16 protein-coding genes, 1 tRNA gene and 2 pseudogenes are annotated in these 21,972 nt (G+C 66.9%); 8 read left to right on the top strand and 11 right to left on the bottom strand.

What is annotated here, in order from left to right; translation table 11 throughout:
* The first annotated feature begins 136 nt into the window (after positions 1 to 136).
* Together ACTJKY_RS08550 and ACTJKY_RS08555 are read left to right on the top strand one after the other, a co-directional pair.
* Positions 137 to 1,033, top strand: a complete 897-nt coding sequence (locus tag ACTJKY_RS08550) for an iron-containing redox enzyme family protein (RefSeq protein WP_440845454.1) — start codon at positions 137 to 139, stop codon at positions 1,031 to 1,033.
* Positions 1,034 to 1,064: 31 nt separating this feature from the next.
* Complete coding sequence (locus tag ACTJKY_RS08555) at positions 1,065 to 2,051, top strand: GDSL-type esterase/lipase family protein (RefSeq protein ID WP_440845455.1); 987 nt, start codon at positions 1,065 to 1,067, stop codon at positions 2,049 to 2,051.
* Between the two features lie 115 nt (positions 2,052 to 2,166).
* Here ACTJKY_RS08555 and ACTJKY_RS08560 read toward each other — a convergent pair whose 3' ends face one another.
* Entirely contained in the window at positions 2,167 to 3,483 is a 1,317-nt protein-coding gene (locus ACTJKY_RS08560; RefSeq protein ID WP_440845456.1) for a cystathionine gamma-synthase family protein, read from the bottom strand.
* A 255-nt stretch (positions 3,484 to 3,738) separates the two neighbouring features.
* Between ACTJKY_RS08560 and katG the strand changes: the two genes are divergently transcribed.
* A complete protein-coding gene (katG, locus tag ACTJKY_RS08565; RefSeq protein ID WP_440845457.1) occupies positions 3,739 to 5,937 on the top strand; it encodes a catalase/peroxidase HPI in 2,199 nt (732 codons plus the stop codon).
* A 222-nt stretch (positions 5,938 to 6,159) separates the two neighbouring features.
* Here the strand turns inward: katG and ACTJKY_RS08570 are convergent, their stop codons facing one another.
* Positions 6,160 to 7,314: a DUF2171 domain-containing protein gene (locus ACTJKY_RS08570; protein WP_440845459.1), complete on the bottom strand. Its 1,155-nt coding sequence runs from the start codon at positions 7,312 to 7,314 to the stop codon at positions 6,160 to 6,162.
* Between the two features lie 223 nt (positions 7,315 to 7,537).
* On the opposite strand from ACTJKY_RS08570, the gene ACTJKY_RS08575 reads away from it, so the two are divergent.
* Positions 7,538 to 7,613: transfer RNA gene (locus ACTJKY_RS08575), tRNA-Ala, on the top strand.
* Positions 7,614 to 7,645: 32 nt separating this feature from the next.
* Here the strand turns inward: ACTJKY_RS08575 and ACTJKY_RS08580 are convergent.
* The 4 genes from ACTJKY_RS08580 to ACTJKY_RS08595 form a co-directional block, all read right to left on the bottom strand.
* Positions 7,646 to 8,992: an ATP-binding protein gene (locus ACTJKY_RS08580; RefSeq protein ID WP_440845460.1), complete on the bottom strand. Its 1,347-nt coding sequence runs from the start codon at positions 8,990 to 8,992 to the stop codon at positions 7,646 to 7,648.
* Positions 8,993 to 8,995: 3 nt separating this feature from the next.
* On the bottom strand, positions 8,996 to 9,700 hold the full coding sequence (locus ACTJKY_RS08585; protein ID WP_440845461.1) for a response regulator transcription factor: 705 nt from the start codon (positions 9,698 to 9,700) through the stop codon (positions 8,996 to 8,998).
* Between the two features lie 77 nt (positions 9,701 to 9,777).
* On the bottom strand, positions 9,778 to 10,329 hold the full coding sequence (locus tag ACTJKY_RS08590) for a DUF4142 domain-containing protein (protein WP_440845462.1): 552 nt from the start codon (positions 10,327 to 10,329) through the stop codon (positions 9,778 to 9,780).
* 140 nt (positions 10,330 to 10,469) lie between these two features.
* Positions 10,470 to 11,918: a carboxylesterase/lipase family protein gene (locus ACTJKY_RS08595; protein ID WP_440845463.1), complete on the bottom strand. Its 1,449-nt coding sequence runs from the start codon at positions 11,916 to 11,918 to the stop codon at positions 10,470 to 10,472.
* On the opposite strand from ACTJKY_RS08595, the pseudogene ACTJKY_RS08600 reads away from it, so the two are divergent.
* Together ACTJKY_RS08600 and ACTJKY_RS08605 are read left to right on the top strand one after the other, a co-directional pair.
* A pseudogene (locus tag ACTJKY_RS08600) lies at positions 11,917 to 12,342 on the top strand (hypothetical protein); the annotation flags it as partial. The gene ACTJKY_RS08595 and the pseudogene ACTJKY_RS08600 overlap by 2 nt on opposite strands.
* Before the next feature lie 92 nt (positions 12,343 to 12,434).
* Entirely contained in the window at positions 12,435 to 12,680 is a 246-nt protein-coding gene (locus tag ACTJKY_RS08605; RefSeq protein ID WP_440845464.1) for a glycosyl hydrolase, read from the top strand.
* A gap of 83 nt (positions 12,681 to 12,763) precedes the next feature.
* Here the strand turns inward: ACTJKY_RS08605 and ACTJKY_RS08610 are convergent, their stop codons facing one another.
* Genes ACTJKY_RS08610 through ACTJKY_RS08620 form a run of 3 tightly spaced genes read right to left on the bottom strand, consistent with a single transcriptional unit; the run spans position 12,764 to position 17,048 of the window.
* Positions 12,764 to 14,248 (bottom strand): PepSY-associated TM helix domain-containing protein, encoded by a 1,485-nt coding sequence (locus ACTJKY_RS08610; RefSeq protein ID WP_440845465.1) that lies wholly within the window; start codon positions 14,246 to 14,248, stop codon positions 12,764 to 12,766.
* Positions 14,245 to 14,826, bottom strand: coding sequence for a hypothetical protein (locus ACTJKY_RS08615; protein WP_440845467.1), 582 nt, complete (start codon positions 14,824 to 14,826; stop codon positions 14,245 to 14,247). Before ACTJKY_RS08615 ends, ACTJKY_RS08610 begins: the two co-directional genes overlap by 4 nt.
* Positions 14,823 to 17,048: a TonB-dependent receptor gene (locus tag ACTJKY_RS08620; protein ID WP_440845468.1), complete on the bottom strand. Its 2,226-nt coding sequence runs from the start codon at positions 17,046 to 17,048 to the stop codon at positions 14,823 to 14,825. The genes ACTJKY_RS08615 and ACTJKY_RS08620 overlap by 4 nt, the downstream gene beginning before the upstream one ends.
* A 532-nt stretch (positions 17,049 to 17,580) precedes the next feature.
* On the opposite strand from ACTJKY_RS08620, the gene ACTJKY_RS08625 reads away from it, so the two are divergent.
* Both ACTJKY_RS08625 and ACTJKY_RS08630 read left to right on the top strand, forming a co-directional pair.
* Positions 17,581 to 18,195: a hypothetical protein gene (locus tag ACTJKY_RS08625; protein ID WP_440845469.1), complete on the top strand. Its 615-nt coding sequence runs from the start codon at positions 17,581 to 17,583 to the stop codon at positions 18,193 to 18,195.
* 12 nt (positions 18,196 to 18,207) lie between these two features.
* Positions 18,208 to 21,069 (top strand): annotated as a pseudogene (locus tag ACTJKY_RS08630) (GAF domain-containing protein); the annotation flags it as partial.
* A 27-nt stretch (positions 21,070 to 21,096) separates the two neighbouring features.
* Here the strand turns inward: ACTJKY_RS08630 and ACTJKY_RS08635 are convergent.
* On the bottom strand, positions 21,097 to 21,270 hold the full coding sequence (locus ACTJKY_RS08635) for an aldehyde dehydrogenase family protein (RefSeq protein ID WP_440845470.1): 174 nt from the start codon (positions 21,268 to 21,270) through the stop codon (positions 21,097 to 21,099).
* Positions 21,189 to 21,836 carry an aldehyde dehydrogenase family protein gene (locus ACTJKY_RS08640; protein ID WP_440846308.1) on the bottom strand — a complete coding sequence of 216 codons (648 nt, stop codon included), beginning with the start codon at positions 21,834 to 21,836 and terminating at the stop codon, positions 21,189 to 21,191. Before ACTJKY_RS08640 ends, ACTJKY_RS08635 begins: the two co-directional genes overlap by 82 nt.
* Positions 21,837 to 21,972 lie beyond the last annotated feature (136 nt).

The following is a 21,972-nucleotide window of genomic DNA, read 5'->3' on the forward strand; positions in this document are numbered from 1 at the left end:
GAAGGGGCGTCCGCTCGCCCGGCATCGGGCCGAACATGACAGATCGGCGACGGCCAAGTGATTGATCTGGTTGAATCGACTGGAACTCCCCCCTCCGCCGGGGGGTTTAGGCGGCCAAGCAGGAGAGAGTTTCCCCATGGCAACGCTAGCGCGCGATTTCGCGCCACGCCCCCGTTCGCAGTTTCTGACCGACAGCTTCCAGCGCGGCCTCGCACACTGGAATCGCGAGCGGCTGGAACCCGGCTTCCCGTCCGACGACTGGCAGCGCCTGTTCGAGCGCGACGTGCGCATGGAGCGGCTGCAGGGCGCGTTCCTGGAGGAACTGCGTGCCGAGGTGATCGACGAAGCCGCCGAAGCCCCCACCGATGCCGATGGCTTCATCGACTGGTTCGAAGGGCTGAAGGCGACCGGTCCGGGGCAGGGCGATCCGCTCTTCCCCTGGCTCGCCGACGCAGCGGACCGAGACCAGCTTCGATGGTTCTTCGAGCAGGAAGCCGCCGGCGAAGCGGGGTTCGACGATCTGGTCGCGATGACGCAGGTCAAGCTGCCGACCCGTCCCAAGCTCGAACTCGCCCGCAATTACTGGGACGAGATGGGCCATGGCACCGAGAAGGGCATGCACGGCCCGATGCTCGACGCGTTGGTCGAGACGCTGGCGGTGACGCCGGTGATCGAGAACACCGTGTGGGAAAGCCTGTGCCTCGCCAATGCGATGACCGCAATGGCGAGCAGCCGTCGCTATGCCTGGCATTCGGTGGGCGCGCTGGGCGTGATCGAGCTGACCGCGCCGGGCCGCTCGGCCGCGACTGCCGAGGGGCTGAAGCGCGTCGGCCTGAGCCCCAAGGAAGCGCGCTACTTCACGCTGCACGCGGTGCTCGACATCAAGCACAGCGAGGATTGGAACCGCGAGGCGATCCGCCCTGCCGTGGAAGAGGATCCGCGCCGTGCAACCGCAATGGCTGAAGGCGCGCTGATCCGGCTGCGCTGCGGCGCACGCTGCTTCGAGGCCTATCGCGAGCGGCTCTGGGGCTGACGCGGCGCGAGCGGGTTGCTAGGCAGGCACCATGCTTCGCCTAGCCCTTGTCGCCGCGCTGATGCTCGCGCCTGTCGAAACGCCCGTGCCGCTGCATGCCGGCGGCCGGGTGACCGCCGATGGCCGCTTGGGCTGGCCTGGCGTCTATTTCGAGGGGCGGTTCAAGGGGACGGCGGTGACGGTCTCGGTAGAGGCCGATACCGATCATCTCGCCGTGCTGATCGACGGGGTCGAGCGCGCGGTTCTGGAGAAGCCGGGCAAGGTGCAGCGCCGCTTCGACGGACTGGCAGACGGCGAGCACGTCATCCGGGTCGAAAAGCTGACCGAAACGCAGCGCGGCTATAGCCGGATGATCGGCGTCACCACCAACGGCACACCGCTTGCACCGCCGGTACATGCGCGCCAGGTGGAGTTCATCGGCGACTCGCACAGCGTCGGCTATGGCGACACCGCGACCACGCGCAATTGCACCCCGGAGAAGGTCCACGACACGACCAACACCCAGCTGGCCTTCGGCCCGCTGCTCGCCAAGAAATGGGACGCCGACTACCGCGTGATCGCCTTTTCGGGCCGCGGGGTGGTGCGCAACTATGCGGGCGGCAATCCGGGCGAGACGCTGCCGGTGCTCTACCCGCGCGCCATCCCCGGCGAGCCGGCGGCCGCGGTGCAGGATGGCTGGAAGCCGCAGCTGATCGTGATCAATCTGGGCACCAACGACTTCTCGACGCCGGTTCATGCCGGTGAGGCGTGGAAGGACGCGGCGGCGCTGCACGCCGACTATCAGTCGAAATATGTCGCGTTCGTGCGCCAACTGCAGGCGGCGAACCCAAGTGCGCGCTTCCTGTTGATGGGGGCGCCCGCCTTTATCGCGGACGTACGCGCGGTCGCCGCGGCGACGGGCACGACGCCGGTGGCGGTGCCGCAGCTGGAATTCACCGCCTGCAACTTCCACCCGTCGCTGAAGGATCAGCAGCAGATGGCGGATCTGGTCGAGCAAGCGGCGCGGACGCTGAAGTAGAAGCGCTCCCCTCCCGCGAGCGGGAGGGGGTAGGGGAGGGGCTGGTACCTAACCGCGCTTCTTCCACGTCGGTCCCTCCCCCGACCCCTCCCGCGAGCGGGAGGGGAGCGAGAAGTCACACCGCCTTCAGCGCATTCTCAAAATCGGCGATCAGGTCGTCGGCATCCTCGACGCCGATCGAGATGCGGACCAGATTGTCGGTGATCCCCAGCGCCTGCTTGCGGTCCTCGGCGACCGACAAATGCGTCATCCCCGCGGGGTGGCTCGCCAGCGTCTCGGTCCCGCCCAGGCTCACCGCCAGCTTGGCGATCTTGAGCGCGTCGAGGAAGGCGAACGCCTCCTTCTCGCCGCCCTTGAGATAGAGCGAGAAGGTCGAGCCGGCGCCGGTGCAGTGGCGGCGATAGATATCGGCCTGGCGCTTGTCCTCACCGCGCTCGAGGAATCCGAGATAGCCGACCTTCTCCACCTTGGGGTGGCTCGCCAGGAATTCGCACACCTTGGCGGCATTCTCGCCCGCGCGGCTCATCCGCAGCTCGAGCGTCTCCAGCGAGCGGAGCAGCATCCAGGCGGTGTTGGGATCGCAGATCGTGCCGATCGTGTTGCGCATCAGCCGGATGGTGTTGATGTGCGCCTTGGTGCCCAGCACCCCGCCTGCGACGAGGTCCGAATGGCCGCCGGCATATTTGGTCAGCGAATAGACGACGATGTCCGCGCCCTGGCGGAGCGGCTGCGCCCAGAGCGGGCCCAGGAAGGTATTGTCGATCGCGATCGGGGGCTTGGTGTCCCCCGTGAAGATCGCGTCGCGGCTGGCGGCGACGGCTTCCACGTCGACCAGCGCGTTGGTCGGGTTGGCCGGGCTTTCCAGATAGATCAGCGCGACATTGCCGGTCGCCGCCTTGGTCAGCACCGCGTCGATTTCCTCGCGGGTGGCGCCCGCCGGAAAGTCGAGCCAGTTGACGCCGAACCGGCCGAGGATGCGCGAAATCAGCGTCTCGGTCGCGGCATAGAGCGGGCCCGAATGGACGATCGTGTCGCCGGGCTTGACCATCGACAGGAACAGCGTGGCGATCGCCGACATGCCCGAGGAGAAGGCGAGGGCGTCCTCGGCCTCTTCCCAGATCGCGAGACGGTCTTCCAGGATCTCCTGGTTCGGCCCGTTGAAGCGCGAATAGACCAGGCCCTCGGCCCCGCCCGGGCGCTTGCCGGTCACGCCCTCGAAGTGGCGCTTGCCCGCCGCCGCGTTAGGGAAAACGAAAGTGGAGGTGAGGAAGATGGGCGGCTTCAGCGCGCCTTCGGAAAGCATCGGATCATAGCCGTGCCCCATCATCATCGTCGCCGGCTTGAGCTTGCGATCGCCGATCTTTTCGATCTCGCCTTCGGGGCGGGGACGGGGGGTGCCGCCGGTCAGATCGGCTTCGGTGGCGTCGGTCATGTGCAGGCTCTCCGGTTCTGTATTCTACGGTTGGTTGCGAGTGTAACCAGTTCGGGCATGCAAACCAGCCAAGTCGGTAACCGCCATCGCGCAACATCGTTTCGTGTGCGCGACATGGCAGAGGCCTATCCGTTCGGATATGCTGACATGAGCGGTGGGATCGATCAGTGTGCGCGGACTAATCCATTTTATCGATCGCTCTGGCCGTGCGAGGCTCTGCGCAGATCATAGCCCGATTTCGAAGGAGATGCCCGAATGAATGCCGAATCCCAGTGCCCGATGCATGGCGGCAAGATGGAGGGGAACGCCGTCCTGTTCGAGATGACGAACCGGACTTGGTGGCCTAACCAGCTTGACCTGACCGTGCTCCACCAGAACCCGCCCGCCGGCGATCCGATGGGTGCGGACTTCGATTATGCCGCCGAATTCCAGAAGCTCGATCTCGCTGCCGTGAAGGCGGACATCTTCGCGCTGATGACCGACTCGCAGGATTGGTGGCCGGCGGACTTCGGCCATTACGGCCCGCTGTTCATCCGCATGGCCTGGCACAGTGCCGGCACCTATCGCATCGGCGACGGCCGCGGCGGGGCGGGGTCGGGCACGCAGCGTTTCGCGCCGCTCAACTCCTGGCCGGACAATGCCAACCTCGACAAGGCGCGCATGCTGCTCTGGCCGATCAAGCAGAAGTACGGCCGGGCACTCTCCTGGGCGGACCTGCTGATTCTCACCGGCAATTGCGCGCTCGAATCGATGGGCTTCAAGACCGCCGGCTTCGGCGGTGGCCGCGCCGATGTGTGGGAGCCGGAGCGTGACATCAACTGGGGCCCCGAGCGCGAATGGCTGCAGACCAGCGAGAAGCCGGGCGGCCGTTATTCGGGCGAGCGCGACCTGTCGAACCCGCTGGCGGCGGTGCAGATGGGCCTCATCTACGTCAATCCGGAAGGCCCGGACGGCAATCCCGATCCGCTGCTCGCCGCGCACGACATCCGCGATACCTTCGCGCGCATGGCGATGAACGACGAGGAAACCGTCGCGCTGATCGCCGGCGGCCATACCTTCGGCAAGACGCACGGCGCGGCGGACCCCAGCCAGTATATCGGCCCGGAGCCGGAAGGTGCCGGCATCGAGATGCAGGCGCTCGGCTGGTCGAACAGCTATGGCAAGGGCAATGCCGGCGACACGATCACCAGCGGCCTGGAAGTCACCTGGACCGAGACGCCGACCCAGTGGGGCATGGGCTTCTTCAAGAACCTGTTCGAGTATGAATACGAGCTCACCAAGAGCCCGGCTGGCGCGCACCAGTGGGTGGCGAAGGATGCGGGCGAGGTGATCCCCGACGCGCATGATCCGTCGAAGAGGCACCGCCCGACGATGCTGACCACCGATCTCGCGCTGCGTTTCGACCCCGCCTATGGCCCGATCTCGCGCCGCTTCTACGAGAATCCGGATCAGTTCGCCCATGCCTTTGCTGAGGCCTGGTACAAGCTGACCCACCGCGACAGCGGCCCGCACCCCAAGCTGCTCGGGCCGGAAGTCCCCGCCGAGCCGCGCCTCTGGCAGGATCCGGTGCCGGCGGTCGATCATCCGCTGATCGATGCGGCCGACATCGCGGCGCTCAAGGCCGAGATCCTCGCTTCGGGCCTGTCGATCGCGCGGCTGGTGAAGACCGCTTGGGCATCGGCCAGCACTTATCGCGGATCGGACAAGCGCGGCGGCGCCAATGGCGCGCGCATCCGCCTTGCCCCGCAGAAGGACTGGGCGGTGAACGAGCCGGCCGAGCTTGCCAAGGCGCTGGGCGTGCTGGAGGGCATCCAGGCGAAGTTCCAGAGCGGCGGCAAGAAGGTGTCGCTCGCCGATCTGATCGTGCTCGGCGGCACGGCAGCGGTGGAAGCGGCGGCCGAGAAGGCAGGGCATGCGCTGTTGCTGCCCTTCGTGCCGGGCCGTACCGATGCGACCCAGGAACAGACCGACGCGCACAGCTTCGAACCGCTCGAGCCCAAGGTCGACGGCTTCCGCAACTATGCGGGCGACACGATGGGCTGGTCGGAAGAGGAACTGCTGGTCGACCGCGCCGCGCTGCTGACACTGACGGCGCCGGAGATGACCGTGCTGGTCGGCGGCCTGCGCGTGCTCGGCGCCAACCATGGCGACTCCAAGCACGGCGTATTCACCGATCGCCCGGAGACGCTGACCAACGACTTCTTCCGCAACCTGCTGACCACCAGCTTCGCGGCGAAGTGGGAAGCGCAGGGCGATGGCAGCTTCGTGGCGAAGGATCGCAAGACCGGCGAGGCGACCTGGACCGGCTCCCGCGTCGATCTGATCTTCGGCTCCAACTCGCAGCTCCGCGCACTGGCCGAAGCCTATGCCACCGACGATGCCGAGGCGGCGTTCGTCGAGGCGTTCGGCAAGGCCTGGGCCAAGGTGATGCACGCGGACCGCGTCAACTTGTAATCATAGCAGGTCAGCTCGGTGCTGCCCCACCGTCTCCTCCCCCTCCAGAGGGAGGTGGCAGGCGCAGCCTGACAGGGGGGAGGAAGCACGCCGGCTTCCGTTCTGGCATCCTCCCCCTCCGTCGCCTTCGGCGCCACCTTCCCTTGGCGGGAGAGGAAACGCTGCAAAGAAAAGGGGCCGCCCGGCACTGCCGGACGGCCCCTTTCTTCGTCTCAACGGAGCTTAGTAGGTGCCCTTGAAGCTCGAATTCAGATTACCCGTCGTGCTCCAATCCTGCGATCGGTCGCCCGTGGTGGTCTGATTGGTGGTCGTGGCGGTGGACTTGGACTTGTCCTCGCCGAACATTGCGCCCGACTTTTCCTCGTCGCGCCAATGGTCCTTGGCTTCCTCGGCGGTCTTGCGCAGCGTTACCTTGTCGTCGACGGTCTGGATCCAGCGCGACGGGATCGAGTGGTGGCGACCTTCGGCATCGGTGTCGTTCTTGGTCAGGATGATGCGGTCGCCGCGCACCTTGTCGACCGTGCCGACATGGCTGCCGTCCGAACCCAGCACTTCCATATGCTCGGTCACACGGCGAAGCGAGTCGCGCTGGCCGGTACGCTCGGTGCGGAAGCTGTCGAACTCGTTGTGGAAACGCTGCGCGTTCTCGCGACGATATTCGTCGTAGTCGCGGTCGAATTCCTGGATCCGGCTGCGGCGCCATTCGCCATAGTGGTTGTCCGAATGGCCTTCGCTTCGCGCCTGCTGCTCGTCATAGCGCTGGTCCTGGCGGCGGCGGCGTTCCGCTTCCTCGTCGCCGAACCACGAGCGGACCTCGTCCCCGGCGCGGTCGAGAAAGCCGCGGTCGCGGTCATAGCCGCGCATGTCGTTACCGCCGCGGTCGCGGTCATAGCCATAGGCGCTGCGGCCCTGGTCCTGGCGGCCATAGCGCGACCGATCCTGGTCCTGCTGGCCATAGCTGCGCGCGAACGAATCGCGGCTGCCCCAGTCGCTGTTGCCATAGTTGCGCTGGCCGTACTCGCGGTCGCGATCCTGGGCCGAATAGCCGCCATAGTTGCTGTAGCTGCGCGAGCCGGTGTCGCTCCAGTCGTTGTCGCCGCCGTCCCAGCCGCTGCGCTCCTGGCTGCGTTGGCCATAGCCCTGCGCGCCATAGGTCGAGCGATCCTGATTGCGTCCTTCCGAGCGTCCGCGGTTCCAGTCGTCGCGCTGGTTGCGGTCGCGCCCGCGGCCGAGTTCGCCGGCGGCGGCATAGTCGCGCGCGCTGCTATAGGTGTAATCGCGGCCGGAGCCGTAATCGCGCCCATAGTCGCCGGGGGTGCCACTGTCGTTGTAGCCGGTGGGGCCATAGGGGCCGTAGCGATTGTTGCGGTCGTCCATCGTATCTCTCCTGCTGAGATTTCGGCGGCTGCGGCATGCTTGCCGTCACGCTCCGTTCAAGCGAGCAGAGGGGCGGATGGGTTCCCCGAATTTTAACCTGCGTCACAGGCACTTCGTCGTCAGCGATACGAATCCGGGGGCAAGATGCGACAAGCCGGTTGCATCGCCCGATTGGTCTCGCTAAGGGGAGCGCCTCCCGGGCCCAGCCCGGGACCAAGGCGGCGGGGCTGTAGCTCAGATGGGAGAGCGCTGCAATCGCACTGCAGAGGTCAGGGGTTCGATTCCCCTCAGCTCCACCAGCCGCCTTTTCTTCTTCCCGAAACCCTGAAAATCAGCCCGCGAGCGTCATCCGCAGCGCGACGCGCAGGCCCGGCTCGGCATCTTCCAGCGCCAGCGTTCCGTGGTGGAGTCGCGCGATCGCCAGCGCAAGCGGCAGCCCGAGGCCGTGCCCGCGTGTGTGGCGGCTGGCGTCCAGTCGGCCGAAGCGGCGCAAGGCGCGCTCGCGTTCCGCCGGAGGGATGCCCGTCCCGTTGTCCGCAATGCAGAGCAGCGCCTTGTTGCCTTCGCGGCGCACGTCCAGCCGGATCGTCGTGCCCGGGGGCGTGTGCGTAACGGCATTCTCGATCAGGTTGACGATCAGCTGGGTAAGAAGACGCGGATCGCCTTCCACCGGCACTGATTCCGTCGGTGACGGAGCCATGAAATATCGGCCATTCTCGGTCACCAGCAGCGCAAGGCCTTCGCCCACGTCGGCCGCGAGCGCCGCCAGATCCAGCCGGGCGAAGCCCGCCCGACGCTCGCCGCCCTCGATTTCGGTGATGCGCAGGATTGCCGCGAAGATCGCGAGAATCTCCTCGCTCTCGGCCACAGCCTCTGCGAGTTCTTCGCGGACCGGGGCGGCCTCGGGCGCGTCGGCCAGTGCCGCCAGCCGGCCGTGGAGCCGCGCCAGCGGCGTGCGCAGGTCGTGGGCGATGTCGTTGGAGATGCTGCGCATGCCGGTCATCAGCTCGCCGATGCGATCGAGCATGCGGTTGAAGGTCACCGCCAGCCCGCCGAACACGCTGCCGGGGCGCTCCACCGGCACCCGCGCGCGCAGATCGCCGTCGATGATCGCCTCCGCCGTGCCGCTGATCGCAGCGATGTTGATGCGGATCGCGCGGATCAGCGCGAAGGTGCCGATCAGGAGCAGCGCCACCACCGCGCCAAAGCCGATCGCGAGAATGCGCAGGCGGCGGTGGTCGTGCTGGTCGATCGGCTCGCTCTCTGCCACCAGCGACAGGGTTTCGCCGCCCGGAAGCCGTGCCACCCAGGCGCGCCCGCGGCTGAGGCCGGGGATCGCCGCATCATCGGTGACCGTCGAAACGCCGATCGGCAGCGGATGCGCAGGCGCGATGTTGCCGGCGATCCGCCGCCCCGCCGAATCACGCAGCAGGAAGCCGATATCGGCGCTCTCGCGCTCGCTGCTTTCGCGGGCGATGCGGCGGACGATCTCGGGCACGCCGGCGCGGCCCTCCAGCAGCTCGCGTGCCTCACCCTGCAACCGCAGGTCTACCTGGTGGTCGATCGCTTCGAGCAGCGCGACATAGACGCCCAGGCCGGCGAGGCCGATCGTCGCCGACAGCGCCAGCGCGAAGGCGATCGCGATCCGGCCGAGCGAGCGGAGGCGCCGGCGCGGCACCGATCAGGCGCGGAACATATAGCCGACCCCGCGCACCGTCGCGATCGGATCGGGCAGGCCGGGCATCTCCAGCCGCTGGCGCAGCTTGAGGATATGCACGTCGACGATGTTGGTGGTCGGCACGAAATCATAGCCCCAGACGCGCTCGATCAGCATCTTGCGCGAGAGCACGCTCCCCGCCTCGCGAACCAGCTCGGCGAGCAGCTTGAGCTCGGTCTTCTGCAGCTCGATCGGCTTGCCGGCGCGGGTGACGCGGTGGCGCAGCACGCTGACCGTCACGTCGCCCGCGGTGAGCGTCGCATTGTCGGCAGCGGGAGCGCTGCGGCGGCGGAGTACCGCGCGGATGCGGGCGTTGAGCTCGTCGATCTCGAACGGCTTGACGATATAGTCGTCGGCGCCGGCCTCCAGCCCTTCCACTCGTTCCTGAGTGAGCCCCAGCGCGGTGAGCAGGATCACCGGCGTCTCGACCCCCTCGGCACGGATGCGGCGGAGCACCTCGACGCCCTCGATCGCGGGCAGCAGGCGATCGAGCAGGACCGCGTCGAACTGCGCCTGGCCCAATGTAGTGATCGCCGACCGGCCGTCGGCCACAGCCTCGACCGTATAGCCGAGCGTGCCCAGTTGCCGGACGAGAAGCGCACGAAGCTGGGCATCATCCTCGACGACGAGGATGCGGAGGGCGGGCGAGGAGACGGACGGGGACTGCATGATCGGCATCCTTAGGGCTGCCGCCTGTTCCTAACCTTACAGTCCACGCACGTCGACCCGCCACGCAGGGGGGGCGCTCAGCCCTTGGGTAGTTGGGCGAGCAGATCGATATGTCGCTGCACGATCGGCACCGCCGCGGCTGCAACCTTGCGAAGCGCGGCGTTGTCACCATTCTCGGCATAGCCGGCATGGAGTGCGAGCGCTTCCTGGTGCGCGGCCTGCTGCTGGCGGAGATAGACGGCGTCGAACTGCGCGCCGGAGAGGCCACGGAGTTCGTCGATCATCTTCTGCTGGCGCGGGGCGAGCGCGGGCGGCGGCGGGGTCATGCCCGCGGCGCGGGCCGCGCTGATCAGCGCCTGCGTCGTCTGGGTGTGGTGCTCGATCATCATCTGGCCGAATTGGCGCACCGCGCCGGTGGCGGCCTTTTGCTGCGCCAGCCGCGAGGATTCGATCTCGTACAGGTCGCCGGCGCCCGCCATGCGCGCATAGCCCATCGCGTCCCGCGGCATCGTCATCTGCGCCGGTGGCATCGGCTCGGTCTGCGGTAGCGTCGGCCGGGGCGCCTCTGCCGCGGCGGCGGCGGTCAGCGCCAGCGACGCCACGGCGCCGCCCAAGAATATCATCTTCATTTTTTCCCTCCTGGACATGACCGATTAACCGGCCAAGTCCAGGATGGTTGCAAATTCACTTGTGTTTACTTGGTGTTACTTTGCGATGACGATCATTTCTGGACATGCCGGGCGTCTCGCGCCGCGCTGGGGGCGGGGCCTCAGCGCGGCTTGGCCGGCACGGTCGCCATGGCGTCGATCTCCGCGCCCCAGGGGTCACGGCCTGCGACCGGCTTCCCGTCGGCCGCAAAATCGAGGATCTCGTCGCCGGATGCGGTGACGCGCGGCCAGGCCGCCAGGCCCGCACCATTGGGATCGCCCTTTTTGGCGAAATTGACGAGATAGGCGCTGATCGTCTTGCCGACCTGTTCGTCCTTCGTGGTGGTCGCCGCGCCATATTTGATGCGGGCATTGTCGAAGAAGAACGGAATGTCGGTGGCGTGGCCGGCACCCGGCTTGCCGATCGAATCCGCAACATAGGAGAAGCGATATTCCCAGACCGGTACCTTCTGGGCCGCGATCATCGCGCTCGCCTCGCGTGCGCCGGCGATCATGAAACCGGACTTGCCGCCCATATCCGCACTGGTCGCGCCGATCAGCATCGGCACCTTTGCGAAGTCACCGTTGCGATAGGCTTTTTCCTGATCGACCAGCAGCTTGCCGTCCAGCATCGGTCCGCCATAGGTGCGCGGGCCCGGCTTGGGCTGGAACAACTCTATCATGCTGAGCCCGTCGGTCACCTCGTCGGCACTGAGCGCGCGCAGCTTGGCGAGCGCATCGGGGGCGGCAGGGTCGATATTGTGGGCGCGGGCGAGGTTCTCGCCGATCGCCTCGGCATCCTTCAGCGTCGGGTTCTTCGCGGTCTGCGCATTGCCGCCGGACATCACGATCGCCTTGCTGAACAGCCCGCGCGACAAGGGCGAGGTGACCAGCGTATGGACCGACATGCCGCCTGCGCTCTCGCCGATGATCGTCACGTTGGACGGATCTCCACCGAACGCCGCGATGTTCTGCCGCACCCATTTGAGCGCCGCGATCTGGTCCATGAAATTGTAGTTGCCGAGCAGTCCGCCGTCCGGATTCTCTTTGGTGAGCTGGGGCAGGGCAAAGCTGCCGAAGCGCCCGACTCGGTAGTTGAAGCTGACGAACAGCACGCCCTGCTTGGCCATGTTGGCACCGGCATAGGTGGGCGGCGAGGCCCCCCCGTTCACGAAGCCGCCCCCGTAGATCCACACCATCACCGGCAGCTTGGCGGTGGCCGACGCGGCAGCGGGCTTCCAGACGTTGAGATACAGGCAGTCCTCGGCCGGCGTGGTGCCGAGCGGCGCGGCGTCGCTGGGGAAGGGCTTCTGCATGCAGTCATGGCTGTACTGGGTGGCGGGACGCACGTCCTGCCAGCGCGCCGCCGGCTGGGGTGCCCGCCAGCGCAGGGGCCCCACTGGCGGGGCGGCAAACGGAACGCCCTTCCAGCTGGCAACGGCGTCTTCCACCGCGCCCTGTACCTCACCCGCGGTCGTTGCCACGATCGGCCCACGCGTCTGCGCCATCGCGGCGGCAGGAATCGCACAAGCCGCCATCCCGCAGGCCAGCGCCGCCCTCCATGCCTTCATGCTCGCATCTCCCATTGCAGTCTCTTGTTCGGAAACGCTTGGTAGGCGGAAAATCGAACGTCCGCCCGAAAATGTTGGCGTTCGAGGGGGCATAGGCACCGCGGCGCCGGTGCTTGAGGTACCCGAACATGCGCTAGATGCGGTTTCTATACGGATATCGGAGGTCGGACGCGATGGGTTCGCGCCGGTTGTCCCTTGCTGCTTCACCCGATCCGCCAAGAGGGCAAATCGTGTTGTGAATGGTGGGGTACTTAAAGCGTGCGACCCCGATGTGCCGCCACCCGCCGACCTCGTCTACTTCTGCTGTAAGCGGTCAAAGCGCTGCCCGGGCAAGGTGCAGGAACGGATCGCCGCGACCCCGCTCGCCCATCTGCAGCGCTGGGAGATCCGCTACCGGCCGCCGCTCCCGCAATGGTCGAACGGCCGCGTAATGCTGGTCGGCGACGCAGCGCATCCGACCTCGCCCTATGCCGCCTCTGGCGCGGGCATGCCGCAGAGCGTACCCGATAGGCTGACATGGGGAAGCGCGGGGTGGGCCGCAGCGCTGCGGCGCAACGCGGATACTGTCGCCCGGCTGGGCTGCGCCTCGGCATCGCCTCGTCGCCTGGCTGGAGCAGCAGTGGCGCCCCGCTCGTCACGCCGGAGCCGGCGAGGAGAAAACTGGTGTGTAACGAGCTGCGGGTTACCGGCAGTCGTCGCTTCGACGGGGCGCCTGGCGTCGCCGCCCGCTGTTGCCGGACCCTATCAGGCCGGACGGCATGAATATCCGGCAGCCGGAGATCTTCCCGCTGGGCGGAGTGGTTCCGCTGCGGCGCGGGTGTCCGACGGAGTACCGCACCAAGGTGTCAAACTCCCGCGCGGCGGACGCTCGGCAACCGCGCTAGGCTCACCAGAAGGGCCATGCCAACCACGATCAGCACGAAATTGACGGTGGGCACCATCCAGTCGGCCGCGCCCCATCCGCCATGTGCTAGCGCGACCAGTACCAGCAGCCCGCCCGTGCCGCCTCGCCCGATCCGCGCAAGTTGTCGCGAAGACAGCAATGGCGCTCCCGCCAACATCGCAAGCGTTGCCACCGCCCAGGTGAGCAAGGGCGCGCCTCCCTCGGCCGGCGCCGCCACTGCGCCGAGGGCAGCGGCTGAAAGCGCCAAGGGTTGTCCCCAAGCGAAGGCGATCCAGATGCGCTCCCACCCAGGCACCGGCCGCCCGCGATCACGCCGACGAGCGATCCACAGGAGCACGCCGCCCGACGCCAGATAGGCCAGTCCCAGCCCCAGCAATCCGTATGCTACCTTCACCAACGGCCCGGCAAACCAGCCGAAATGCAGCGGTCCGAGCGTTCCGAGAATTTGCCCGCCTATATTGTTCTCCGCCGCCCGCTTGGCGTGATAGAGCCGCGCGTCGCGGTCATAGCCATAGGCATCGGTGCCCGCGATATGGTGCGATCCGTCCTCCACCTGCAGTTCGACGCTGCCGTCGCGCCGGCTAGGATGTTCGATCCGCAGATAGTCGATCCGTCCCGCCGGCACGCGCCGGGCCGCGTCCGCCAGCATCGGGCGCAGGTCGAGCGCCGGCATTGGCCGCGCATCCACCGCCAGCCGCGGGGTGCGGAACAGCGCATAGACCTTGGCGGTATTCCCCTGGAAGGCGACCATGCCCAGCGTAGCGATGACCACCGTCGACAGCCCCAGCAGGGCCCCGGTCAGCGACACGATCAGGTGGAAGGGCAGTCCCCACACCCCGATGCGGTTGTGCATGTCCGCTTCCTGCAATCGGCGTGATCCGCCGAGGCGCAAGTGGAAGGCATCGCGGAAGATTCTCGGATGCGCGAGGATGCCGGAGATCAGCGAGGACAGCAGCGCCACCCCCGCCAGTCCGACGAGGAACCCGCCCCAGGCGTGCGGCAGATGCAGATTGACGTGAAGCCGCACGAGCAGTTCCGACCACCCCTCGCGCAGCGGCGCGACGAGATGCCCCCGGGCGTCCGCCAGCCATTCGCGCTGGCCCGCAGTGTGCGCCTCGGTGCGCACGCGTAGCAGCGGGTTGTCGTCGTCGGGCAGCACCATCAGGATGCGGTCCACCTGCCCGCCGGCGCGCGCCAGCGCCTCGCTATAGGCCTGCGGCAGCGCGTCGGGCGCTAGCGTCGCGACGCGCGGCGCCGAAGCATTCTCCCAGCGGGTGAATTCTGCCACGAAAACCGCGAGGGCGCCGGTCAGGCATATTAGGTAGAGCGCCGCAGCGAAGGCGAGCCCAAGGCTGCTGTGCCCTTTCAATATCGCGCGCACCACGCCCGGCGCCAATCCTACCCCATTGCCCCGCGGCCGGCTCATGCCACGCCTCCCAGCCGCGCAAGGCCGAAGCCGACCAGCGCCGTGCCAATCAGCACGGCGGCGGCGCGGAGCAGTTTGTCGTCGGCCAGCGTCCACGCCATAGCCCCGCCCCAGACGAGGGGCACCAGCAGACCGCCCACGACCAGCCGCGTCTGTACTGCGCCTGCCCCCCAAACGGTATAGCAGACGCCTACCGCCATTGCCGCGACCATGCCGATCGGTCCGGCCAGCAGCCAGCGCAGCAGTCCGCGCCATGGCGCTAACGCGCGTTCTGCCGGCTCCGGCGCGGGACCATCGTCACGTCCGGGACGCGCCACCCGTGCGCTTCGCCGCGTCCTTCCCGCAGCGACGACCGCGAGCGCCGCGGCCGAAGACAGCGCCAGCGTCGCGAACGGCCCGCGCGCCGTGCCCAGCAGACCTGCGGAGGCGAGGATGAGCAGCCCCCCCAGCCCGAACCCGGCGGCGCGCCAAGGCACCTTGCCGGTTCGAGATTGCCATGCTCTCCGGAGCAGCAATGTTGCAGCAGCAGCCACCAGGATCACGGCGCTGCCCGACAGAAGCAGGTCGGCGTCGCTCACAAGGCGAAGCCCAGCATCGCGCCCATGGTACGGGGGGGGGCGACGATCGCCTGGTTGGTCAGCGGGTTGACATACTGGTCGTACTTCTCGTCGAACAGGTTGTTGACGAACAGCGAGGCGCTCCAGCGCTCGACCCGGTAGCCGATCCGGCCGTTCACCAGCGTTCGCGGAGCCACCCGATAGGCGCTTTGCGGCCGCGACACGTCGGTGAACACGCCGCTGCGGTAATTGGCATTGAGATTGGCCTCGAACCCGCCCGCCAGGCGCAGATTGGCGCCGCCCGCCAGCGTCCAGCGCGGTGCATAGGTGAATTGGTTGCCGGAAAGATCGGTGATCGACCCGATGCTGGTGACGAAGGAGTCGAACTTGGTGCGGGTATGGCCGGCGCTCGCATACCAGTCGAAGGCGCGCGAAACCCGGTGGCTCAGCTCGACCTCGAAGCCATAGAGGTGCGACTTGCCGGCATTGACCGTGTTGGTATCGTAATTGCCGTTGCCGAAATTGGCCGTCGTCTGCTGGTTCTTCCAGTCGATATAATAGACGTTCGCGTTGGCGGTCAGCTTGCCGCCGAACCAGGCAGAGCGGAGCGAAAGCTCGTAATTCCAGGTATGTTCGGGATCATAGGCGAACAGCGTGGAGCGCGCGGTGTTGAAGCTGCTGCCGCCGGAACGATAGCCGCGCTGCGCGACGAACGCCGTCGAGAGGTCGGACGTCCATGCCATCTCGATGCCGCCCTTGGGCAGGAAGGCGTTGAAGGTGCGCGCGCCGAAGGGCGCGGTGCCGTTGGCATCGCTCACCAGCCCCAGCACGGCCCGGTTGATGGCGGTGATCACCGGTGCAAGCGATCCATAGCTGGCAGGTGTCGGCAGCGTGCCGGCAAAGGTGGCGCGGGTGATCCCCGACTTGCCGTTGCGCTCGCGATCGACGCGAAAACCGCCGAGCAGCGACAGTCGATCGGTAACTCGGTACAGCCCATCGGCGAACAGCGCATAGGTCTGCACCTGCTGCGGCAGGTCCGACGTATAGGCGACGGTGATGTAGGGCAGCGCCTGCGTATAGGTCGATGCCACCTGCGTCGCCAGCGTCGCGCCGAGCGATCGATTGAGCAGATTGGCGATGGTCGCGGCTGGCGTCGGCACCAGCGTGGTCTGCTGCGAATTGGCCGTTTCGTCGCGATTGTAATAGAACAGCCCGATCAGACCGCTCAGCCGTTCGCCCTCGTAATTGAGGCGAAGCTCCTGGGTGAAGGTCTTCGACGTGCCGGTCAGTTCGCTGGAGGCGCGGTCTGCGGCGCTCGCGTCGCCATCGTAATGGCGCACGTAGGCGGTGTCGGTGTAGGTGCTGAGCGCCGTTAGCGAGAGGCCCGCACCCAGCCGATAGCGCAGATCGAGCGTTCCCTGATCGGAATCGACGTCGCTGTCGTTGGGGAAGTTGGAGCTGTTGGTCGGGTTGTCCAGGTAATCAGGGCGGTTTCGGTCGACATAGGTGAAGCGGTAGCCGCCCTTGGTGTGGAAATGGTGGTAGTTCAGCCGCGCCTCGAGGCCGGGCAGCGCGGAGGGCGTCCAGAGCAGCTTGCCCCGAAGCGACAGCGAATTGACCGGATTTTCCGGCGCACGGCGGGTGACATTGTAGATGAAGCCGTCGGAATCGCGCTTCTCGGCGGAGATGCGGAAGGCCAGTTGATCGGCGATCAGCGGCCCGCCGCCGGCGACGGCGAACTGGGTGGTGTTGAACGACGCGACCGTCGACTGCCCCTTGAGGCGCCAGTCGAAACTCGGTTCCTCGGTGCGGATGTGCACCGCGCCTGCCAGTGCATTCAAGCCCTGCAGCGTCGATTGCGGCCCGCGGAAGATCTCGACCTGCGCCACGTCCCACAGGTCGGTGGGGCCGTTCGACAGGAGGTCCTGCGGCACCGGTGCGCCGTCGACGAATACCGTCGCAGTGGCGGCGCCCGATCCACCCGAGACACCGCGCTGGTCGATCCCGCGGATCGAGAAGCCGGATGCGCCATAGGTCTCGGAGAGATTGGCGGTCCGCTGATAAACATCTTGAATTGATTGTATATTTTCCTGCGCGATGCGCTTCGCCGTGGTCACGCCGACCGAGCTGGTCGTCTGCTGGAGCGTGCGGTCGCTCTTCTCGCCGGTGACGATGATCTCTTCGGCTCCTGCAGTCGTCGTCTCCTGCGCATGAACCGCGGGAAGCCAGCACGTCGAGGCCAAGGCCGACGTGAGCAAAAGCCGATACTGTAGCACGCGATCCCCTCTTTTGTTACACGTGCGCACCTATCTTTTAAAGGTACTGCGAGTCAATAGCATTCGCATGTACGCATGTTTGGAGGAGCGGGTGCGCATGCAGCGGGTGAGCAATTGCGCAGCCCGGCTTCCAGCAGATGCTGCCGTGCGAATCATGGCCGAGGACGACTGATTCTGATCGGCCGTGGCCAGCGCGTCGGTTGGGACGTGTTGCCTGGGGTGCTTACGAGCGCGCCGCGAGAGCCCGCAGCGATCCGAACGCAGGATCGGCGCGTGTGTCCCGCAGCGATCTGTGCGTCCGACGCAGGTAAAGACGCTTCACCGGCGGAATTGGGGGTCCACGGCAGAGCCTCGACGATGATAACGAGATTGTCCCTGCCGCAGTCCATTCCACAGCAGGCCGCAATGTTTGTGCATGACGGTTTGAGGCTCGCTTGCTAGGGCTGTCATCCACCCTTGTTCATTCGACAATTCCGGAAAAGGACGGCTCTTGGCCTCAATGCTGGCCCCGGCTTCGACATCTGGATTCCTCGCCGGCGGAGGCGAGGTAGGGGAACTTATTCGTTCGCGCGATTGGTCTTCAACGCCGCTCGGCGCCATCGAGTCCTGGCCGGAGACGCTAAAGACCGCGGTGAGTATCATGCTGACCGCCGTTGGCCCGGTCGCCATCCTCTGGGGCCCCGAGCGCACCCAGCTTTATAACGACGCCTATATCCCCATCGCCGCGCACCGGCATCCGGGGGCACTCGGCCAGCCGGCAGCCCGGAGCTGGACCGAGGCGTATACGAGCTTCCTCGCGCCCGTTTTCGACCGCGTATTTGCCGGTGAAACGGTAAAGGTCGATGAGCATGCGGTTCCGCTGAATGCCCCGTCCGGGCAGATCGAGCATCGTTTCTTCACCGGCAGCTTCCAGCCGATCCGCACCGGCGACGGAACCGTGGTAGGGATATTCCATCCGCTTGCCGACGTCACCGGCGATCGCGGTGCCGCGGAAGACCAGTGCCGTGCCGAACAGGCGCTGCGGGAAAGCGAGGCGCGGTATCGGCAGATCGTCGAAGGCGCGGAGGATTATGCGATCGTGCGGCTCGACGGCCGGGGCATCATTACCACCTGAAACGCGGGTGCGGAGCGTCTCACCGGCTTTACCGAGCAGGATGCGATCGGCTGCCGGCCCGGGCAGATCCTGTTCACACCCGAAGATCAGGGCGCAGGGCGGGCGGAGGACGAGCTGGCGCGCGCCATGCGCGAAGGGCGGGCGCTGAACGAGCGCTGGCACATGCGCAAGGACGGCAGCCGGTTCTGGGCTTCGGGACTGATGATGCGCCTCGACGCCGATGGCGGCAGCTATCTGAACATGTTCCGTGACCGCACGGCGGAGCACGAGGCCGAGGCCGCCCTCGCCGCCGAGGTCGAGGCATTGGAGCGGCTGCAGGAAATCAGCACCCGGCTGGTCGGCGACGAGGCGCCCCAGGCGCTCTACGACGCGATCGTGGCGGCCGCCGCCGCCCTGATGGGATCGGAATGCGCCAGTATCCAGATGCTGGACGTGGCCGGGCATCTGCAGCTGCTGGCGCATTATGGCTATGATCCGCGTTCGGCAGACTATTGGCGAACCGTCGAAGCGAGTTCCCACAGCACCTGCGGAATGGCACTCACCTCCGGAGAGCGGGTGGTCGTCCATGACGTGGAGGCCAGCGGCCTCGCGCCCGACAGCGGCGACCTGCAGGCCTATCGCTGGACGGGCATGCGCGCGGTGCAGACGACGCCGCTGCTGTCGCGCTCGGGAACGCCCATCGGCATGATCTCCACCCACTGGAAGCACCCGCACACGCCCTCGACGCGGGACCTGAAGATCTTCGACGTGCTCGCCCGGCAGGCGGCCGATGCGATCGAGCGCCTGTCCGCACAGGCGAATTTGCGGGAGAGCGAGGCGCGGCAGGCATTTCTGCTGTCGCTGTCGGACGCGTTGCGGACGCTCCGCACGCCCGCGGAGATCGCCTCGACGGCCGTGGAGCGACTGGGCGAGCGCTTCGGCCTGAGCCGCGTCTTCTATGCCGAATTCTTCGGCAGCCTGATGAAGGTCGAGCGGGACTACACGCGGGGCGTCGACTCGATCGTGGGGCAGCATGATCTGGAGGCGTTCGGGCCGGACCTGTTGCGCGCCTATCATGAACAGCCGGTGGTGAAGGTCGACGATGTCCGTACCGATCCGCGGTTCAATGCGGATGCGCGCGCGGGCCTGCTCGCCCGGCAGGTCGGCGCCTATCTCGATGTCGTGCTGTTCGAAGACCGGCATTGGGTGAGCGTGCTGGCGCTGCAGAGCGCGACGCCGCGGGCCTGGAGCCCATCGGAAGAGGGGTTGTTCCGCGAGGTGGGCGAGCGCGTCAAGGCGGCGATCGAACGTGCGCGGGCGGAGGACCAGCTTCGGGAATTGAACGATACGCTGGAGCAGCGCGTGGCGGCGGCCATCGCCGAGCGCAACATGCTCGCGAACCTCGTCGAGATGACCGACGTCATGATCATGGCGGTCGACCTCGACTATAATATCATCGCGCTCAATGCCGCCAACGCCGACGAGTTCGAGCGCATCTACGGCATCCGCCCAAGGACGGGTGACAACATGCTGGGGCTGCTCGCTGCGCAACCCGAGCATCAGGCGCAGGTGCGGGCCGGGTGGAGCCAGGGGATGCGCGGAGAGCCGGTCACCTTCGTCGAGAAATATGGCCATTCCGACCTCGCCCGCGCCTATTACGAAGTGAATTTTCGGCCTTTGCGGGACGAGGCGGGTAAGCAGATCGGCATCCTGCAGTTCGTAACGGACGTCACCCCGCGGCTTCAGCAGGAGGCGCAGCTCGCCGCCGCGCAGGAGGCGCTTCGGCAGTCGCAGAAGATGGAAGCGATGGGCCAGCTGACCGGCGGCGTCGCGCATGATTTCAACAATCTGCTGACGCCCATCGTCGGCGCGCTCGACATGCTGCAGCGCAAGCAGCTGGGCAGCCAACGCGAGCAGCGTCTGATCGCCGGCGCCATGCAGTCCGCGGAGCGCGCGAAGACATTGGTCCAGCGCCTGCTTGCCTTTGCGCGCCGGCAGCCGCTCCAGCCCGTGGGCGTGGATGTCGCCAAGCTGGTGTCCGGCATGGGCGCGCTGATCACCAGCACGACGGGGCCGCAGATCAAGGTGCTGATCGAGGCACCGGCCGGGCTGCCGCCGGCCAAGGCGGATCCCAACCAGCTGGAAATGGCGCTGCTGAACCTGGCGGTGAATGCCCGCGATGCGATGGCGGACGGCGGCGGTACGCTCCGCATCTCCACCAGGGCGGAGCAGATAGGCGCGGGCCATGCCACCAAGCTTCCCGCCGGAACCTATATCTGTCTGTCGGTCGCAGATACCGGCGCCGGCATGAGCGAGGCCACGATCGCGCGCGCGGTAGAACCGTTCTTCTCGACCAAGGGCATCGGCAAGGGCACGGGGCTGGGGCTTTCGATGGTGCACGGGCTGGCATCGCAGCTGGGCGGCGCGCTGAAGATCGAAAGCGCCCCCGGCGAAGGGACCAATGTCGAACTGTGGCTGCCCGAGAGCTCGGCCAGTCCGGAAGCTCCCCGGAAGCCGATCGAGAGCGCGCCGCAGCGCATGAAGCGGGGCACGGCGCTGCTGGTGGACGACGAGGACTTGGTGCGGATCAGCACTGCCGACATGCTCAGCGAGCTTGGCTATACCGTGATCGAAGCTTCCTCCGCCGAAACTGCCCTCGACCATGTCCGAACGGGCACCAACTTCGACATCCTGGTCACCGATCACCTGATGCCGGGCCTCACCGGCACGGAACTGGCGCGGGCAATCCGCGCTGTCAGGCCCAGCACGCCCGTGTTGCTGGTGTCGGGATATGCTGAAAGCGAAGGCGTAGACCCAGACCTGCCGCGATTGATCAAGCCGTTCCGCAAGAGCGAGTTGGCAGAAAGCCTTACCCTACTCGTGCCTCATCAATGAGGACATGCCTGGCAAGAGAGAGGTGACTCACGCTGCTCCCCGATATCGGACGATCGTCTGTGCATTGGAGTATTCGTGCAGCCCATCTGCGCCGCCTTCCAGCCCCAGGCCCGATTGCGTCATGCCGCCAAAGGCTGCGAGGGGGCTGAGATGCTGCGTCTCGTTGACCCACACCGTGCCGCTGACAATCCGCTGGGCCACCGCGAACGCGGCATCCTCGCTTCCCCAGACCGAGGCACCCAGCCCATAGCCGCTTGCATTGGGCGGGCGATCACCTCGTCGATGCCGCGGAACTTCAGCAGCGGCGGCACCGGGCCGAACTGCTCCTCCTGGACGATCCGGCTCGCCTCGGGCGGGTTGTTGAGGATCGTCACCGGCACGAAATAGCCCGGCACCGTATTGCCCGCCAGCAGCGCCGGGCCGAGCTTGAACATCGCCAGCACCATCGGGAAATACCACGGCGCGATGGCGCCGACCACGCCGATCGGCACGCGGCGCGTATCACTATAGCGTTCGGCGCTGTCCTCGTTGATTGTCACCGGTAGGTCGAGCGTGGCGGCGCCCTTCAGCCAATAGGCCGAGGCGAGGATTTCGGTGCGGGCATCGGTGTACGGCTTGCCCTGCTCGGCGGTGAGCAACCGGGCGAAACCGTCGAATTCCGCCACCAGCGCGTCTGCCAGTCGCACCAGCAGCGCGCGGCGCGTGTCGATCGGCGTGACGGTCCGGCCCGGAAAGACGGCACGCGCCGCCGCGACGGCGGCGTCCAGCTACGTGTGCGTGGCGTCTGGGGCGTGGGCGAATACCGTTTCGGTAGCGAGATTGACCACGTCGAGGCAACGCTCGCCAACGACCGCGCGGCCGCCGATGGTCATCGAAAAGGTGCCGTCGAACTGCATTTCACTC

The sequence above is a fragment of the Sphingomonas sp. 22176 genome, assembly GCF_052045505.1.
In the GTDB taxonomy this organism is placed as follows: Bacteria; Pseudomonadota; Alphaproteobacteria; order Sphingomonadales; family Sphingomonadaceae; genus Sphingomonas.

Excerpts from the sequence above, each read along its gene's own strand:
- ACTJKY_RS08550 (WP_440845454.1), top strand. The coding sequence starts at position 137 with ATGGCAACGCTAGCGCGCGATTTCGCGCCACGCCCCCGTTCGCAGTTT.
- ACTJKY_RS08555 (WP_440845455.1), top strand. The coding sequence starts at position 1,065 with ATGCTTCGCCTAGCCCTTGTCGCCGCGCTGATGCTCGCGCCTGTCGAA.
- ACTJKY_RS08560 (WP_440845456.1), bottom strand. The coding sequence starts at position 3,483 with ATGACCGACGCCACCGAAGCCGATCTGACCGGCGGCACCCCCCGTCCC.
- katG (WP_440845457.1), top strand. The coding sequence starts at position 3,739 with ATGAATGCCGAATCCCAGTGCCCGATGCATGGCGGCAAGATGGAGGGG.
- ACTJKY_RS08570 (WP_440845459.1), bottom strand. The coding sequence starts at position 7,314 with ATGGACGACCGCAACAATCGCTACGGCCCCTATGGCCCCACCGGCTAC.
- ACTJKY_RS08585 (WP_440845461.1), bottom strand. The coding sequence starts at position 9,700 with ATGCAGTCCCCGTCCGTCTCCTCGCCCGCCCTCCGCATCCTCGTCGTC.
- ACTJKY_RS08590 (WP_440845462.1), bottom strand. The coding sequence starts at position 10,329 with ATGAAGATGATATTCTTGGGCGGCGCCGTGGCGTCGCTGGCGCTGACC.
- ACTJKY_RS08595 (WP_440845463.1), bottom strand. The coding sequence starts at position 11,918 with ATGAAGGCATGGAGGGCGGCGCTGGCCTGCGGGATGGCGGCTTGTGCG.
- ACTJKY_RS08605 (WP_440845464.1), top strand. The coding sequence starts at position 12,435 with ATGGGGAAGCGCGGGGTGGGCCGCAGCGCTGCGGCGCAACGCGGATAC.
- ACTJKY_RS08610 (WP_440845465.1), bottom strand. The coding sequence starts at position 14,248 with ATGAGCCGGCCGCGGGGCAATGGGGTAGGATTGGCGCCGGGCGTGGTG.
- ACTJKY_RS08625 (WP_440845469.1), top strand. The coding sequence starts at position 17,581 with ATGCTGGCCCCGGCTTCGACATCTGGATTCCTCGCCGGCGGAGGCGAG.